This window comes from Treponema vincentii, assembly GCF_018336815.1.
GTDB lineage: Bacteria > Spirochaetota > Spirochaetia > Treponematales > Treponemataceae > Treponema.
In genome coordinates this window covers 1,961,032-1,977,286 of the sequence record NZ_CP050497.1, presented here as the reverse complement: position 1 = coordinate 1,977,286, position 16,255 = coordinate 1,961,032, and the positions used below count along the sequence as shown (strand labels likewise).

The 16,255-nt window shown below is 45.0% G+C and carries 14 protein-coding genes and 1 pseudogene; 9 read left to right on the top strand and 6 right to left on the bottom strand.

The window, feature by feature from the left end:
* Nucleotides 1-23 precede the first annotated feature (23 nt).
* The 5 genes and pseudogenes from GWP40_RS08950 (at nucleotide 24) to GWP40_RS08930 (ending at nucleotide 3,894) form a co-directional block, all read left to right on the top strand.
* Nucleotides 24-650: a ribonuclease HII gene (locus tag GWP40_RS08950; protein WP_212566586.1), complete on the top strand. Its 627-nt coding sequence runs from the start codon at nucleotides 24-26 to the stop codon at nucleotides 648-650.
* A 465-nt stretch (nucleotides 651-1,115) separates the two neighbouring features.
* Nucleotides 1,116-1,593, top strand: a pseudogene (locus GWP40_RS13405) (pyridoxamine 5'-phosphate oxidase family protein).
* Nucleotides 1,594-1,606: 13 nt separating this feature from the next.
* On the top strand, nucleotides 1,607-2,074 hold the full coding sequence (locus tag GWP40_RS08940) for a hypothetical protein (RefSeq protein ID WP_016524013.1): 468 nt from the start codon (nucleotides 1,607-1,609) through the stop codon (nucleotides 2,072-2,074).
* A gap of 19 nt (nucleotides 2,075-2,093) precedes the next feature.
* The gene (locus GWP40_RS08935; protein WP_016524012.1) at nucleotides 2,094-2,921 is read left to right on the top strand and encodes a CPBP family intramembrane glutamic endopeptidase; all 828 of its coding nucleotides are present in this window, start codon (nucleotides 2,094-2,096) and stop codon (nucleotides 2,919-2,921) included.
* Between the two features lie 382 nt (nucleotides 2,922-3,303).
* Entirely contained in the window at nucleotides 3,304-3,894 is a 591-nt protein-coding gene (locus GWP40_RS08930; RefSeq protein WP_212565054.1) for a histidine phosphatase family protein, read from the top strand.
* 674 nt (nucleotides 3,895-4,568) lie between these two features.
* On the opposite strand, the gene GWP40_RS08925 is transcribed toward GWP40_RS08930, so the two are convergent.
* The 6 genes from GWP40_RS08925 to GWP40_RS08905 all read right to left on the bottom strand — a co-directional run bounded on the left by GWP40_RS08925 (nucleotide 4,569) and on the right by GWP40_RS08905 (nucleotide 9,647).
* Entirely contained in the window at nucleotides 4,569-5,348 is a 780-nt protein-coding gene (locus GWP40_RS08925) for an outer membrane lipoprotein-sorting protein (protein WP_016524010.1), read from the bottom strand.
* A 72-nt stretch (nucleotides 5,349-5,420) separates the two neighbouring features.
* Nucleotides 5,421-6,755, bottom strand: coding sequence for an ABC transporter permease (locus GWP40_RS08920; protein ID WP_212565053.1), 1,335 nt, complete (start codon nucleotides 6,753-6,755; stop codon nucleotides 5,421-5,423).
* 20 nt (nucleotides 6,756-6,775) lie between these two features.
* Entirely contained in the window at nucleotides 6,776-7,030 is a 255-nt protein-coding gene (locus GWP40_RS12895; protein ID WP_230974364.1) for an ABC transporter permease family protein, read from the bottom strand.
* Complete coding sequence (locus GWP40_RS08915) at nucleotides 6,966-8,309, bottom strand: FtsX-like permease family protein (RefSeq protein WP_230974363.1); 1,344 nt, start codon at nucleotides 8,307-8,309, stop codon at nucleotides 6,966-6,968. Before GWP40_RS08915 ends, GWP40_RS12895 begins: the two co-directional genes overlap by 65 nt.
* A 40-nt stretch (nucleotides 8,310-8,349) precedes the next feature.
* Nucleotides 8,350-9,102 carry an ABC transporter ATP-binding protein gene (locus tag GWP40_RS08910; protein ID WP_016524007.1) on the bottom strand — a complete coding sequence of 251 codons (753 nt, stop codon included), beginning with the start codon at nucleotides 9,100-9,102 and terminating at the stop codon, nucleotides 8,350-8,352.
* A 50-nt stretch (nucleotides 9,103-9,152) separates the two neighbouring features.
* The gene (locus GWP40_RS08905) at nucleotides 9,153-9,647 is read right to left on the bottom strand and encodes a hypothetical protein (RefSeq protein WP_212565052.1); all 495 of its coding nucleotides are present in this window, start codon (nucleotides 9,645-9,647) and stop codon (nucleotides 9,153-9,155) included.
* Between the two features lie 441 nt (nucleotides 9,648-10,088).
* Here GWP40_RS08905 and GWP40_RS12890 point away from each other — a divergent pair, with 441 nt between their 5' ends.
* The 4 genes from GWP40_RS12890 (at nucleotide 10,089) to GWP40_RS08890 (ending at nucleotide 16,146) form a co-directional block, all read left to right on the top strand.
* On the top strand, nucleotides 10,089-10,637 hold the full coding sequence (locus tag GWP40_RS12890; protein WP_230974362.1) for a magnesium and cobalt transport protein CorA: 549 nt from the start codon (nucleotides 10,089-10,091) through the stop codon (nucleotides 10,635-10,637).
* Nucleotides 10,519-11,151 (top strand): FliG C-terminal domain-containing protein, encoded by a 633-nt coding sequence (locus tag GWP40_RS12885; RefSeq protein ID WP_230974361.1) that lies wholly within the window; start codon nucleotides 10,519-10,521, stop codon nucleotides 11,149-11,151. Before GWP40_RS12890 ends, GWP40_RS12885 begins: the two co-directional genes overlap by 119 nt.
* Nucleotides 11,139-14,228, top strand: coding sequence for an insulinase family protein (locus GWP40_RS08895; protein ID WP_212565051.1), 3,090 nt, complete (start codon nucleotides 11,139-11,141; stop codon nucleotides 14,226-14,228). Before GWP40_RS12885 ends, GWP40_RS08895 begins: the two co-directional genes overlap by 13 nt.
* A 103-nt stretch (nucleotides 14,229-14,331) precedes the next feature.
* Nucleotides 14,332-16,146: a DNA topoisomerase IV subunit B gene (locus tag GWP40_RS08890; RefSeq protein WP_212565050.1), complete on the top strand. Its 1,815-nt coding sequence runs from the start codon at nucleotides 14,332-14,334 to the stop codon at nucleotides 16,144-16,146.
* Nucleotides 16,147-16,255 lie beyond the last annotated feature (109 nt).

The window sequence follows — 16,255 nt, the reverse complement described above, 5'->3', positions numbered from 1 at the left end:
AAACAGAACAGGAAAAATACGTGATGTTGTTTTGCGGTATTGATGAAGCGGGGAGGGGAGCGTTGGCAGGTCCTGTATACGCTGCCGCTGTTATTTTGCCCGCTTCCTTTGATGTTTCTATATTGGATGATTCAAAAAAGCTATCCCCGAAGCGACGGGAAATCGCGCGGACAGCTATTCTTGATGGTGCATTGTATTGGCAGATTGCATCGGTTCCTTCAGAACAAATAGATAAAATCAATATTTTACAAGCAACGCTTGCTGCAATGAAGGAAGCGTTTGAGGCTCTATTTGCACAGTATGGGCGAAAGACTTCAAATGCGCTTGCCGATAACGAAAAGGATTTAACGGTTATTGTTGACGGTAATCAACTGCCTGATATTGGCGGTAATTTCAAACTTATTGCGGAGCCTAAGGCTGACGGGCGGTATCCGTGTGTGATGGCTGCTTCTATTCTGGCTAAAACCGAGCGGGATCATCGTATGATGGAATATCATAAACAATATCCGCTCTATCGCTACGATCTGCATAAAGGCTATGGGACAAAACTGCACCGATCTCTTATCGGGTTATACGGCGCTTCACCTATCCAGCGGCAGAGTTTTAAGTTCAAAAATGTTCCGTCTAATCTTACAGCTGATCATATATAAGGTGATAGCTTTGCATTTTAAAAAAAACCTCGTATGTTAAGGTATTTCTAAACTTTCCGATTCTTATTTTGTTTTCTCGGTTGTTGTCGTATCCTTTTTAGCTTCTGTCGGCGACTTCTGTAAATTTTTCTGGAGTCTGCTTTGTAGTGAGGGAAGTCTCGGTTTTTGATACTGCACAATATAGAATACAAGATTTAAGTATAATATAAGTAGTACAGTAATGATAATCACTTCGGGAGAAATAACCACATTCTTTATCAAGGTAAAAAGTTGTGAGAAGCTCATATTAAAGGCATCGGCAAAAGTACGGATAACTTAAGATATTGATACTTGTGCAGAGAGTTTAATGCCCTGATGTGCTGCGCTGGGGTATTGATTTCTATATATAACGGATCGTAATGAGTTGGTAGATAGGTAGCGGATATGTGTGTTTACGGTTATAATATGTAACAGAGAGGTTTGTTTATGAGAAGAGCTGACAGAGAAGTAACAGATTATCAACAAATAAAGTCGATTATTGAACAGGCAAAGGTGGTGCATATCGGAATGATCGATAATGACCGTCCGTATGTAGTACCGATGCAGTATGGTTTTGTATTTGCCGACGGTACGTTGACTCTCTATGTGCACTGCGCAAAAGAAGGTCGGAAACTCGATATTCTCAAAAAAGAATCCGTGTGTTTTTATTGAACTTGAAACGAATGTTGCAATTGTTTCAGGCGGCGGTATTCCGTGTAAATACGGTTCTGAGTATGCAAGCGTTATGGGAGACGGAACAGCGGTCATTGTTGAAGATGTTGCGGAAAAGATTGTGGGATTGCAGCTTATGATGAAAACTCAAAGCGGCAGAGACTTTGAAATAACCGAACAGATGGCAGCATCGGTTACGGTGCTGCGTATCGATGTTCCGTGTGTGACGGCAAAGAGCAGGGCTAAAGCTTAAAAGGAGAATCTCTATGTGTGAAGAGTGTTATGTAAACGAAAATAGAATTACCCCATTGCTTAATCCTGTAGACTGTTTGGAACATCATACACAATATATTTGCGGGACATGCGGACGGTGTATTTGTATTGATCGTGATCCAAAACGTGGATTACAAAGATGGAATTTCCCGTTCAAGTCATTGGAAATTGCAAAGCTCTATTTACGGACAGCGGATTATACGAAAAAACAATCCTGCGGTATTTACGAAATAGAAAACAGTAATGGGAAAAAATCCTATAAAATTTTTCCTTCATATAATGATGTGTTGTTATTTTTAAAGAAACACAAAGACAAGCAATGCAAGCACACTGTACCTCTTTTTACCATCGGAGAATATAAAGAGTATCCGCATACACAGGTACGCAAGTTAACTGCTGCAGAAGTACGGCAATACATGAGTGAGCGTGAACACTCAGAAAATTGGAATGTAGAAGCATAAAATGTGGAGAAAATAAGAGATGACGAAAATCAATAAATCCTTGTTTGCCGTACTCGTGATTTATATATTGTGCTTTATATTCCGATTTATAGAGTATTTTATTATTCGTACGGATCAAACATTTTGGGGAGAGGCATTTTTACACAAACTTTTAGGGATAGTTGTTTTATTCATAGCAGCTAAATTATATAACTTTAAAGCGCAAGATATCGGATTTAATAAAAATAGAGCTGTAAAATATACATTGATGGGATTGCTGTTTGGAATTTGTATATATGTATTAGCTTATAGTATAGAGATTGTTATAGCTGTTTCAAATAAAAATTTTCAGTCATTACAATTATATGTCAGTTCTTATTCTGTAGATAAAAATATAGGAAATCAAACTTCACTACTCTTTTTTGTAATTTGTATTATCGGGAATATCATTAATGTGATTATGGAAGAAGGGATATTCAGAGGCCTGTTTACAAAAATGCTTGAGAAAAATCATACATTTTTTGTATCTGTGCTTATTACTTCTGTTTTGTTTGGGTTATGGCATTTTATCGGACCTGTAAGAAACTATTTTGACGGCAGCAGCAGTATTGAAGGTATGTATGTAAATATTATTCTGTTGGTTACTGCTTCCGGATTTATCGGATTTAAATTTGCTTTATTAACAAAATTGACCGGCTCTATTTATATGGCAATGGGTGATCACTTTGTAAATAATACAATCATCAATATTTTTCATATTGTTTCTTCTACAGGATGTGATGAATTGATGTTTTTAAGAATTGCAATTGCCCAATCCGTGTCATTTATAATTGTTCTATTTGTCTATCTGCATAAAAAAAGATTGTAGTTAAGAACTGTGTATCCCATCATTCATTGTACAACATTGGCGGTACAGTAGCGATTCTGTTGATTAAGCAGTTGCTATTTTTTACAAAAGGCAGTGTTTCAAATGTTTGATTTTTCAGCATATTGATTAAACAACATGCCGTATCAGTTGGACGACCTGTTCCTTTTCCTCATATAAAATACTGCAAATCATTTTTTAGATATGTCCTGTTATCTATCATTGACTTTTTACACTCTTTTTCATACCATTATTATCTCGTTCTAATAGATTCTAACAGAGCTTATTCTGTTACACTGACTATCTCCGGTAGTGCTGCACAAAGATTAATCCTCAACACACACAAAGCACACTGTAGCGGGAACATATGAGGTTATGCGCCATAATGCTTATTTTGATACGACATGCACACGTGCTTTTTAATTGGGAAAAGAAATATACGGCTGAGGGCTTTGCTAAGGCGCAGGCTGAGTATGATAAAGCACCAATAGAACAGATACGAGATTCTCAGCTTCGGTCTATCAGAGATGGATTACCGGAGCATTTTGAACTTTATACGAGTACGTTAAAAAGAAGCATTGACACGGCGGCACAGCTCTTTCCTGATAAAACACCGATACAATTGCCGGAGCTTTCGGAAATACCGATTTATTCGTATCGAGATTCTGATAAGCCGCTTTCTCTATGGCGATGGCTATTCTGGGGACGAGTGCAGTGGTTTTGTAACAATCCGCGGCAGGAAAGAACAAAGCAGAAAGTCGAGCATGAAATCGAAGCATTGATGTCTATATTTATAGAAAATAAAAATATGGTGATTGTAGGACACGGATTTCAGATGCGGACAATGTTGAGCATACTTGCACGACGCTATCCCGTTCAAAAACCGATGCATATAAAAAATTTGGATAGAGTGAAATGTTTTGTTTATGAGAAAGATCAACAGTATTTGAGTTTTCTGAGAACAAGTGGTATCTAGCGAAAAACTTGCGACTGTTTAATACCACCGCTGTACTTGGCAAGTTCAAAAATTGACCTCCTTGTCAATTTTTGAACGCGAATTTTGGCAAAGCCAAAATATCGCTATTGCTGGGAACCACCGCCGTCCGTGGCGCTGTTGACCAGTGTACGTCCGTGTACACTGGTCAACGATAAGTTTTTCTAACGAAAAACTTACTACTGAGTAGAACCACTGCCCTCCTTGGCAGTTTTGATACGTTGAGGATTAATTTGTGCGCAGTAACGAAGTAGATGTACCTCTCCAGCGCTTTTGCAAATAGCCTGTTGAGAATCGTACATCCTTGTACGCTTCTCAACGACGAGATTTGTGCATAACACAAATCTCGCTACTGTTTATAACCACGGACATCCTTGTCCGTTCTGAAATTGCTAGGAGCCTAGCCGAAATAAAGCGGAGGCACGCCACAGAATGTACGTCCTGTACATTCTGTGGCTACGAGTTTAGCCTTACGTCTAAACTCGTTACTGATTTACTCCCCCGCCATCCGTGGCGGTTCTGCCCCTCCAGCGCGTTTGGAAATAGTGGTACCGGATACAAGGCGCGAGCAAAAATAAAGCGGAGACGTACTTGCTGTACGTTGAGCATTTATTTTTGCGCAGCAACGCAGTAGATGCGTCGTATATTTGCAAAAGTTAATTGATCTTTTCAAGATAGGCCTTCGTAAACACCACATCCGGAATTGCAGAGGTGTCAAAATCGGAGAGTATCTGCGTGGTTTTTTCGCCCTTGTTGATTTCGTTAATATAGATGGATTGAGCAGCCCAGTTATAATTACCGATTTTGACATATTTCGGGATCAGCGTCGTGCGCATGAGGCGTCCGCTTGAGCCGTAGCTTTCGATTTTTAAGATAAGAGGATCGGTTTTGCGCACGTAGTATTTTTCTTGTGCATACCGCGCATCGGAGAGCAACGCTTTCAGCATTACTGTATAGACCTCAAATTTACCGAGCTTCGCTTCTCCTATATCCATAATTTCATACGTCCGTCTAAACTCCGACCGCTTCTTTACATCAGAAACGCTTGCGTCGGAATCTCCAATTGCACGCTTAAGCGACGAGTGTGTAAATTGATGTGAGGTAGGATCATACACCCAGAGATTATTCTTTTCCTGCATGTAGCCTGTTCCCTTATCCGCTTCAGGCGCAAGCTGTACAAGCGTCGTTTGATCTTTTGTATCGCGCCGGAACAGTTTAAACTGATGAGCGGATTTTGGCTCATTCGGTTTTTCGATAATGAGCGAAAGCGTACAGGTTATGTCTTTATCAAAGTTACCCGCTGAGTACTGCTTTTCCAAAATACCGTACATCTCTTCCGTGCTTGGTATTTGCGCTGAAAGCGAGAGCGGCAGTACACATAAGACCGCAGCAAAAAACACTGCGGCATGTTTTTTTATCATCATTTTGTAGTTCATCATATTCTCCTCTTAATAAATTCGAGATGCGTTTTTCTGTTTAAATCATAGGGAACCTTCATTATATCCTGATTACTTGCTCGACCGCAGCGCTTCCGCAGGGATCATGTTGGCTGCACGGATTGCAGGGCCAAGTGCTGCAAGAATTGCCAGACACGCGGTCAGTAAGAATTTCAGACAGATAACAGTCGGCGACAATATCCACAAGAAATGCCCGTTTGTGGTGAGCATACTGAATACTGAGTCAATCGATATGGGGATAAAGCTGATAATCTGCATAACGAGCAGTGCAAGCACAAAGCCCGCTGCGGCGCCGATAACCGAAAGAAAGCCTGCCTCCGCAAGAAATAAAAGGCTCACCTTCCCTCTGCTGACACCGCAAGAACGCATGGTGCCGATTTCCCCCTTCCGCTCATGTACCACCATCCTGAACGTATTGGAAATACCGATCATCGTAACGAGCAGCAATACCAACAGCACACCGAGACTGACCCACTGTATCGTCTGTGAAAGCGTTACCATCTGCGGCGCAAAATCGTAGAAGGTCATAACGGCGTATTTTGTTCCGTCCCACTTTCCTTCATTCAACTGCCGCAGCAGTTCCTGCCCGGGAGAGGTTGGGTTAAACTGCGCCGCCAGTTCACGGCTGGTAATGGGACCGTATTCGGCAAGGCGCTTTTCAAAAATGGACGCAACAGCATCTTGCTGGTTTTCATCTTTCAAGAAAATACCGAACAGAGCAACACACCCTTCGGGAATTTCGGCAATTTTATTGAGATAATCGAAGTTCGCATAAAACTGTATTTGATCAAACTGACTTTGATCTTGATAAATGCCCGCTATTTGAAATTCCGCAACCGTTGCCTGCCCGCTCAATGTTGTCGTTTCGTAGAGGATCACATCATTCAAAGCGACATTCAGCGCTTCGGCGGTTTTTTGAGGGATAAAAAGAGCGTTTTCTATGGTTACATTCTCCCATCCACCTTCTTTAAACGCAAAACTGTTGCGTAAGGCTTCTTCCTCATCGAATTTGCAGCCTGCAATTTTAGCCGTCAACTGATTTCCGGCAAAAATCAGCGTGCCGTAACGCTGTGCACGCACGGTTGTATACAATGCATCAATTTTTTCTTCTTTGATGATTCTATGCACAAGCTCAACGCTTTCGGGAGGAAGGTATTCATTCGCCTTATCATCTTCTGTCTTATCCGCTGCCTTCTCTGCCCCGGTTACATAGACATGCCCGCCGATGATCTTTGCAATCTGATATTCCAAGCTTTTACGGGCGCCTGCCGACAGTCCGTCGATCAGTGTTACAATCAAAAACGCAAATACAATTGCGATTACTAGCAGCGCACTGCGCCGTTTTTGTCTATTTAAATTCCGAAATGCAATCTTTAATATATTCATAATCTTTCCTTAACAATGCTTTACTTGTTGAGAGCTTCCAACGGGCTGATCTTGAGTGCCATACGCACCGGATACCAGTTTGCGATAAGACCGGCTGCAAGCATTGCGTTGAGCGTGCTCACTATTGCAGTAAAGGATACGGCTGTTTGCAGCTTATAGCCGCCGAACAGCGTTGCAACGGTATCATTTGAAAAACGGATTCCTAAGGCGTTAAAGATAAGACCGGCGATAACCGCCAAGACAATACCGCAGGCTGCCCCGATAAACGACAGCAAAAACGATTCCGTATAAAAAAAGTCGCCTGACAAATGACTTCTTTGCACCGATTGCCCGCATCATACCGATTTCTGCTGTTCGCTCCATAATGGAAACAACGAGTGTATTCATAATGACGACAAGTACGACAACCGCCAATAATACCAACACCACTATCATTAATACTTGGGTTATCTTAATCGCGGCCGCAAATTGCGACATCGCTTTATCCCACGGGAGTGCCTGCGCTAAAAGTCCCTCTTCTTCAAACCATTTATTCAAATCCGCAATCGTCTGCGCTGTTTTGCGGGAATCCTTCAGCTTTACCGCCGTAAAGTGCCACGCATCGGTATCCGCCATATTGAGCTGATTGCGCAGCTCGGTACTGCCTAAAATACCTTCCACGTCGGCAGCGGTTTGTCTTTTTTCGGTAACCCGTTCCGCCTGTTCGGTGATTCCAACGGTATCCTCCGAAAACAGTTCGTCTTCCGATTTTTCCGACAAACTTAAATCGATATTTTTCGGAATTTCCGTAACGGTACGCGCACCCATCGTTACGCCGGCAAGCATACGTGCACTGTTGATGTCCGCATAGAGGATGGACTGTACCGCAGTGTCAGGATGCGCGAACGTAAAAAAGCCACTTACCCGTACTTTTCGCAGCTTTGCTTTTTCACCGAAGCTCATCACCACCACTTCGTCGCCGACATGTAGTTCCCGTTCATAGTATTTTTCGTACTTTTCTTTTATTTTCTCAGGCAGCATAATAAACTCCGCGCTGTCCGAATCGGGAAATGCGCCTTCATACACCTTAATCGTCTCAAATGTTTTTTTATACGAAGAAGGTTCGATACCGAGCGTAACCGCATACGGCATATACGAAAAGTTCTCACCCTTAGGTTCCCACGTGTCGGAAAGATCGGCAGGTTTAAGCATACCGTAACCGGTAACAATCCCCCGCGTATACACAGCTGTTTCCGGCATATCATGTAATTTTGCCTCTATTTTTTCGAGCTTCGATAAATACGGCATCGTCGGCAGCTTTCCCGTATTCACCTTCTTAAAGGCTCCGGCAAGTGTAACGTACACGTCTTTATCCGTCGGCTTACCGGTGATAAAAATATCTCCGCAGAAATCGCTTTCGCATACGTTCTTTGTCTGCTGCTCCGCGAAGTTCAGTACACCGAGTCCCAGCACCACCAAAAAGCTGCCGAGTCCGATCAAAATCATAATAATCAGCGTCTTTGTCTTATGCGAAAAAAGATTTTTTAACGCCAACTTAAAAATCGTTTTATTCATTGCATCCTCTTCAATTTAATTCATAATTAAAAATTCGTAATTATGCATTAACCTTCGTGTCCTCGACAACGTTTCCGTCTAAGATTTTGATACGGTGGTCGGTCATATTGACGATTTTTGCATCATGGGTGGAGAAGATAAAGGTCGTGTTAAATTCACGGCTCATGTCTTTCATCAGACTGAGGATTTGATCGCCGGTTTTTGAATCGAGGTTTGCAGTGGGTTCGTCCGCAAGCACCAATGCAGGTTTTGTAACCAAGGCACGGGCAATAGCAACACGCTGCCGCTGACCACCTGAAAGTTCGTTCGATTTATGGTGCGTCCATTCGCTTAATCCGACTTTTTCGATGAGGTGTTCAATCCATTCCTTGCTCTTTTCTTTGCTTTCCTTGGCCTTACCGAACAAGAGCGGAAACTCGATGTTTTCGTATACGTCCAAAACAGGAATCAAGTTAAAGGACTGAAAGATAAATCCCAGATATTCATGGCGCAGCTGAGTGATCCGCTTATCGAGCTTCGGTGGAATTTTTAATCCCTTGTTTTTCCGTTTGGAAAGAGATGCAAAGTCTTTTTCTTCATAAATTGTTTCTCCGTTTATAATAAGCTCACCGGAGGTCGGGGTGTCGATCAGTCCAATCATATTTAGCGTAGTGGATTTCCCCGAGCCTGATGGTCCCGAAATGGAAACAAACTCTCCGCTGTCGATAGAAAAGTTAATTCCTTTTACCGCTTCTACCAAAACCTTCCCTAAGGGATAGGTTTTGCGCAAATTCTTAACTTGTACAATGGTCATATATAATCTCCTAAATAAATAGACAATGTTGTGAGTGATATTATGATGAGCTATTTACTATTGTTTTCCGTTTCAATAGGTATCGGTTTGAGTAATTCAGATACTTCTGCCCGGTATTTTTGCACGAGTTTCAAGTCGTCCGGATGTATGTTAAAAGGAATATCAGAATCTCCGTATTCGATGCTTAATGCGGTATATACAATTACCATAATTTGCAATAGTCCTGTTTTTCCATCAAGGCCGTACTTCCGAAAAAGCGCTTGCAATTTTTTCGGTGCCGGATTCTTTTTAAGAAAAGCTGCCGCTTGATGAGTATCTTCTTCAAGCGCATCCCTGAAGGCTTCGAACCATTGAGCCTCCGTAGAATTCTCATCATATTGAAAGGTATTGAGCTCTTCAAGCAGCTTATTATGATTTTTGATAAATCCTTTCACAGCTTTTTCAGTTAAAATCGGTTTTACCTGAGGCGTTTGCGCCTGTGCGTACAATCCGGTCATCGTGAAAATAACGAGCAGTAGTCCTGCTGCGATACTGTTTTTTGTCATATTATCTCCTCCGTGGTTAACTATTGTAGGGAACCTCTAAAAACTGCAAGCCTATCGGCTTGTTCTGTAAGGAAATTCATTAACTTGTCCGCCTTGCGGACTGCGAATCAGTTTTTAGAGGTTTTCCTTAGACTTAATTTGCGATGTTTCAGTTTAAATCATTACAATATAAAGACTTAAACTGAAACTCGTCGGGCATCTCTAAAAAGCTAACCGAGTTTTTAGAGATGCCCAGTAAACATAAGAAGGTTGAATACCGTTACGAAAAATATGGTGTATTCCGTTTTTTTATGTGCGGCATCTTATAGAATCACTGTCTTACGGTTGCCATATTTTTCGAGGTATTTAGGATAATAAGTTCGTAATATGAGGTCAAGTATAACGTCAGCAAAATGCAGTGTGTTGATACTCGGCTGTTTTTCCATTATATTGGGAGACAGTATGAGTGATCTGGAAAGTGAGATACAGCGGCGCGGATTAATAAAGGTATCGCGTGAGGGTGATCAAAAAGAGAGTCCATACCGCCGCGTTGCAAAGTTTTTATATTTAATCGGAGAGGCGCAGGCGGCAAAGGTACTGCAAAAGCTCACCCGCGAGCAAATCGAAAAAGTAGTAGCGGAAATGTTGACCATCCGCTATGTCGATAAGGACGAAGCCGCCTATATTTTAAGCGAATTTACGGCGCTTTATAACGAAGCGAAGAATTCCGTCGGCGGCGTGGAAACCGCTCAAGGGATTCTGACGGCGGCTTTCGGCGGGGAAAAAAGCGCGGGAGATTATCGAGCGGGCAATACCGCCTGCTGCCGAACGGCCGTTCGATTTTTTGGATGGTATCGACGGAGAAAAGCTCAAGCGGCTCTTAGCAGACGAAATGCCTGCAACACAGGCGCTCGTGCTTTCTCAGCTGGAACCGAAAATAGCGGCCGCCTATATTACCGGCTTAAACGATGCGGAAAAGAAAGACATCGTGCTCCGTCTCGCGCGGCTTAAAACCATCAGTCCTGAAATTTTGCAGACGGTAAGCACTTCGATGCGCGAAAAGTTTACCCGCATACGGGCAGGCTCGGCTACCGAAGCAATCGACGGACGCGCGGTACTTGCCGCGATTTTACGGCGCAGCGATTCCGAAACGGAACAGTTTATTTTACAGAACATCGCAGAAGCCAATCCCGAACTTGAACAAAATATCCGCGAACGGCTTTTTACTTTTGAAGATGTGCTCATTGCGGACGACCGCTTTTTACAGAAAAAATTATCCGGTATGGAAAGCTCAGTAATTGCCGCATTGATTTCTTATAAACCGGAAGTCTTTGTCAAAAAAATCCTCGATAACATTTCTAAAAACAGACAGCAGTTCATCCTTGACGATCAGGCGTCGAACCCCGTTTCCGTGCGGGAATGCCGCGAAGTTACTAATCGTTTTTTACAGGAATTGCGGAAAAGCTGGGAAGACGGCGAGCTACTCTTATTCGGAAAGGACGGAGATGACGTATGGATAACCTAATCCACGGGTTTAACATTATTTCAAAAACAGCGCTTGACGAAATGCAGGCGGAGGGTATTCTTGCGCAGCATTGCGAAACCGGACTTGAAGTGTATCACATTCATAACGATGACAGCGAAAATTTATTTGCGTTTGCGTTTATGACCCCGCCTGAAAACAGTTCGGGCGTTGCGCATATTCTGGAACATTCGGTACTCTGCGGTTCTAAAAATTATCCGCTGAAAGATCCTTTTTTAATCCTTTCAAAGCAGAGTGTTAAAACGTTTTTGAATGCGATGACATTCCCCGATAAGACTGTGTACCCTGCGTCGAGCATCCTCGAAAAAGATTATTTTAATTTGATGTCGGTGTACGGCGATGCGGTGTTTTTTCCGCTGCTCAAACGGGAAACCTTTGAACAAGAAGGTCATCGGCTCGAACGAGATGAAAAAGGAAACCCGTATTTTTCCGGCGTGGTGTTAAATGAGATGCGCGGCGCATATGCGGATTTCGATTCCGGTGTAGACCGTGAATTGCGGCATTCTCTCTTGCAGGGGACGGTGTATGCGCACGATTCAGGCGGCTTTCCGCCCGATATCGTCAAGCTCAGCTATGAGGACTTTTGCGCCTTCCATAAAAAATACTATCATCCGGTAAACTGCAAGGTCTTTTTATACGGTAACATCGAAACCGAAAAACAGCTTGCCTTTTTACAGGAACGCTTCTTACGGTTTTTTGAACCGGCGGAAAAGCCGCCGCTTATTCCGGCTATTACGCCCTATCCAACGCCCCGCGTGTTTTCGGCAACGGCGCCCGCAGGAGAAGGAAAAAATCCCGACAAGCTCACGGTAACGATGAATTGGCTGCTGCCCGAAAGCGCCGACATCGACCGGTTGATGGACTGTATGTTTTTGGAGGAGTTGTTGCTGGGACACGACGGAGCGCCCTTACAAAAAAAACTGCTCGACTGCCCCTTTGCCGAGGATGTGTATCCGTACAACGGCGGACAGGCAGATCTGAAAAACATCTGCTTTACGCTCGGCCTTGCAGACATCGATAAAAGCGCGGAGGGACGGTTTGAAGCCTTTATCCTTTCCGGCCTTGAAGACATTGTTCGGAACGGTTTTGAACCTCAGCTGATTGAAACCGCGCTCAATTCCCTCGATTTTTATAACAGAGAAATTACCCGTTCCGGCGGCCCTTTTTCGCTGGTTTTGATGCGGCGGGCGCTCCGCGGCTGGATACACGGCTTTGCGCCGGAGGCTTCGCTCCGTTCCATACCTGCTTTTCAGCGGCTGAAACAACGGCTTTCCCAAAACCCGCATTACGCTCAAGACCTCATCCGTACGCTGCTGCTTGATAATCCCCATCGGACAACCGTTTCCGTACGGCCGGACATTCACTTTTGCGAGAACATCGATGCGAGACTTGCTCAAGAAGCGCACCAAGCGGCGCAAAGCCTCGGCAGCGTAGAACACCATTCGGGTTCCGCCGAACAGACGGCCGTACCCCTTAGCGGACAGGAAACGGCTGCAGGCATTAATCCTGAGGCGGATGCTCAAGCGCAAAATCTTATTCCGCATATTTCAAAAGAGGAGCTGCCACCGGTTGAACCGCCGATACCCGAATGCCTCGAATATTTCGGCAAGGTTCCCGTTATCATCCATGAACAGCCGACAAACGGTATCACCTATATGGACATCGCCGTTCCCGTCGATTCGCTTTCGGCGGAGGACTATACATACCTGACGCTTTATACGTCCGCGCTTTCCTCGATGGGAACAAAAACGCAGAGCTGGGATGCCGTTGCGGCGGAATTCGCTTACCTGACGGGAGGCTTTTCTGCGGTTACCTTTTCCGCAGGCAGGCACCGGACGTCCGAAGCCGCGGTATTTTTCGATAATGCGCTCCGCACGGAAGATGTGGCGGATCGGGACTGGATTTTTATCCGCTCCAAAATGCTGCCCGAATATATCGAACCCGCGGTAAATCGAATTTTTTCGTATCTTAGCGATATTTCTTTTGCCGACGAAAAGCGGTTGAAGGATGTTTTTATTCAGCTGAAAAACGATCTTGATCCGCTGCCGTCGTATTCGGGGCATACGTTGACCGCGCTGTACGCGGCATCCGCATATTCCGGTTCAAAACGGGCGGAAAATCTCTGGATGGGGATTCCTCAGTTGCGTTTTCTGCGCGGGCAGTATGCAGCGCTGGAGCAAAAACCGGCAGCAATCGGTGAACTTGCCCGTAAACTTGAAGAAATACACCGGAAGCTGATGCGCTCCGGCCTTATCGTGAAGGTGTGCGGAACGAGCGCCGATGTGGGCGCTATCAAAAAAGCGCTCACTTCCCATTTACCGCAGTTTGATTTTCCGCACCGCAGTACCGGCGGCTTTAGAACCGAAGCATTTGAAAAACCGGCGGCGCTTTCGGCCTTTCCCAGCGCCGTGCAGGTAGGCTTTGCGGCGCAGCTTCTGCCGGTTACGTTCGATGAAACGGAATACGGCGCTGCTATCGTCTATGCCCAGTGGCTTGAGACGGGGGCATTGTGGGAGGCAATCCGCGTGAAAGGTGGCGCGTACGGCGTTTCGGCATATCCCGATTCCGCAACGGCGTTGTTTACGATGACGACCTACCGCGATCCTACGCCGCTCAAATCCTTGCGCAGTATACGGGATTGTATCGAAAAGAGCATCGCGGCTCCGCTTACCGACTCCGAACTGGAGGCCTTGATTACCGGCACGTACAGCACAGCGCTCCAGCCGAGAACTCCGGCGCAGAGAAGCGCAGCGGCGTTCTCGCGCCTCTTAAACGGGATAACCCATCAGGCGCGGATGCAAACAATCGAAGGTATTATCTCTTGTACACGGGAACGCATGAACCGGCTTGCCGAGCAGCTCGCCGCAGGCGTATCGGGCAATAATGCCGTGCTTTCGGCAAATACAGCAGACGGCATATCAGGAAACATCACATTTCCGGCAACGACGGCGGGAGCTATATCCGGCGGTACCGCTGCGGTAATCTGCTCCGACGCTGCGCTCCGGCAAACGGCAGACAGCGCAGGGCTTCCGCCGCTCAGCATTATGCCCTCAATTTAAGGATAAAATGTATATGTGCGCAGCATGCGCACGGCTAAAAACTTTTTCGGATTTTCACCATCTTATCCTACAAAAATTTTATGGGAGGAAAATTTAAAACAACATGGCTGCAAAGAATACGTATGATGAATCGAAAATAAAGACGCTGAGCTCATTGGAGCATATCAGGCTCCGCACCGGTATGTATATCGGCCGGCTCGGAAACGGCTCGAACCCCGATGACGGTATTTACATCCTGTTAAAAGAAGTGCTCGATAACTCCATCGATGAGTTCATCATGGGAAACGGCGACCGCATCGACGCACTTTTAAAGGACAACAAAGTTACCGTGAGGGATTACGGGCGCGGCATTCCGCTTGGGAAGGTCGTGGAATGCGTGTCGGTCATCAACACCGGTGCAAAGTACAATGATGAAGTTTTTCAGTTTTCGGTGGGCTTGAACGGTGTCGGTACCAAGGCGGTGAACGCACTCTCCGAATATTTCCGAGTGGTTTCCGTCCGCGACGGGAAATACGCCGAAGCGGTGTTTGAGCGGGGGGTGTTAAAGCACGAAAAACAAGGAGATGCCAAAAAAGGCATTAAAAACGGTACGCTCGTGGAGTTTATTCCCGACAGGGAAATATTCGGCGACTATACATTCAACCTCGACTTTATCGAAAAGCGGATGTGGAACTACGCCTATCTGAACGCCGGTCTTACGCTCACCTTTAACGGCGCTTCATACGTATCGGAAAACGGCTTACTCGATCTGCTCAATGCGGAAATCGGCGAAGAAACGCTCTACACGATTGCTCATTTTAAGGAAGCAAAGCTCGAATTTGCCTTTACCCACACCAACAACTACGGCGAGACCTATTTTTCGTTTGTCAACGGACAGTATACCTCGGACGGGGGTACGCATCTTTCCGCTTTTAAAGAAGGCTTGCTGAAAGGCATTAACGAATACTACCGAAAAAACTACAAGAGCGAGGATGTCCGCGAAGGCACCTGCGCGGCGGTGGCGGTCAAGGTGCAAGCGCCCGTGTTCGAAAGTCAAACGAAAAATAAGCTCGGCAATACCGAGGTGCGGCCGTGGATTGTCAACGGTACCAAGGCCGCCGTGGTGGAATGGCTGCAAAAAAATGCCGAAGCCGCGCGGAAGCTGGAAGAAAAAATCCTCGCAAACGAGCGGCTGCGGACAGAGCTGAACAGTGTTAAAAAAGAAGCGAAAGCTGCCGCAAAAAAAATTACAATGAAAATCCCGAAACTGAAAGACTGCAAGTTTCACCTTGGGGATAAGCAGTACGGCAATGAGTCGATGATTTTTATCACTGAGGGAGACTCGGCTTCGGGTTCAATGGTTTCGAGCCGCGACGTTCTTACGCAAGCGCTTTTTTCGCTGCGCGGTAAGCCCGAAAATATGCACGGTAAAAAACGCGCGGCCATCTACAAAAATGCGGAGCTTTATAACATGATGATGGCACTCGGTATCGAAAACAGTCTTGAAAGTCTCCGCTATAATAAGATCATCATCGCAACCGATGCCGATAACGACGGCTTTCATATCAGAAATCTTTTGCTCACCTTTTTTCTCACCTACTTTGAAGAGCTGGTGCTGAGCGGGCGGATTTTTATTTTGGAAACGCCGCTTTTCCGGGTGCGCACCAAAAAAGAGACCTGCTATTGTTATTCGGAAAAAGAGCGGGATGTCGAAATGAAGCGGCTCGGTGCAGCGGCGGAGGTTACCCGTTTTAAGGGATTGGGAGAAATAAGCCCGAGCGAATTCGGTCAATTTATCGGAAAGGATATCCGCCTGTTGCCGGTCAGCATTCAGACCGTGAAAAAGATCCCGGGCGTTCTTGAGTTTTATATGGGAAAAAACACCCCCGAACGCAAAGCCTTTATTATGAAAAATCTTCTTGCGGAAGTCGACGCGTAGAACGATCGTTCCTTTTATTTGCAGAATCGCCGCCAATATGGTATAGTAGAAGTCTCTTTTGAGAGTGCTTTGCTCTTTTGAAAAGAGTTTAATTTCATTACGTATGTGG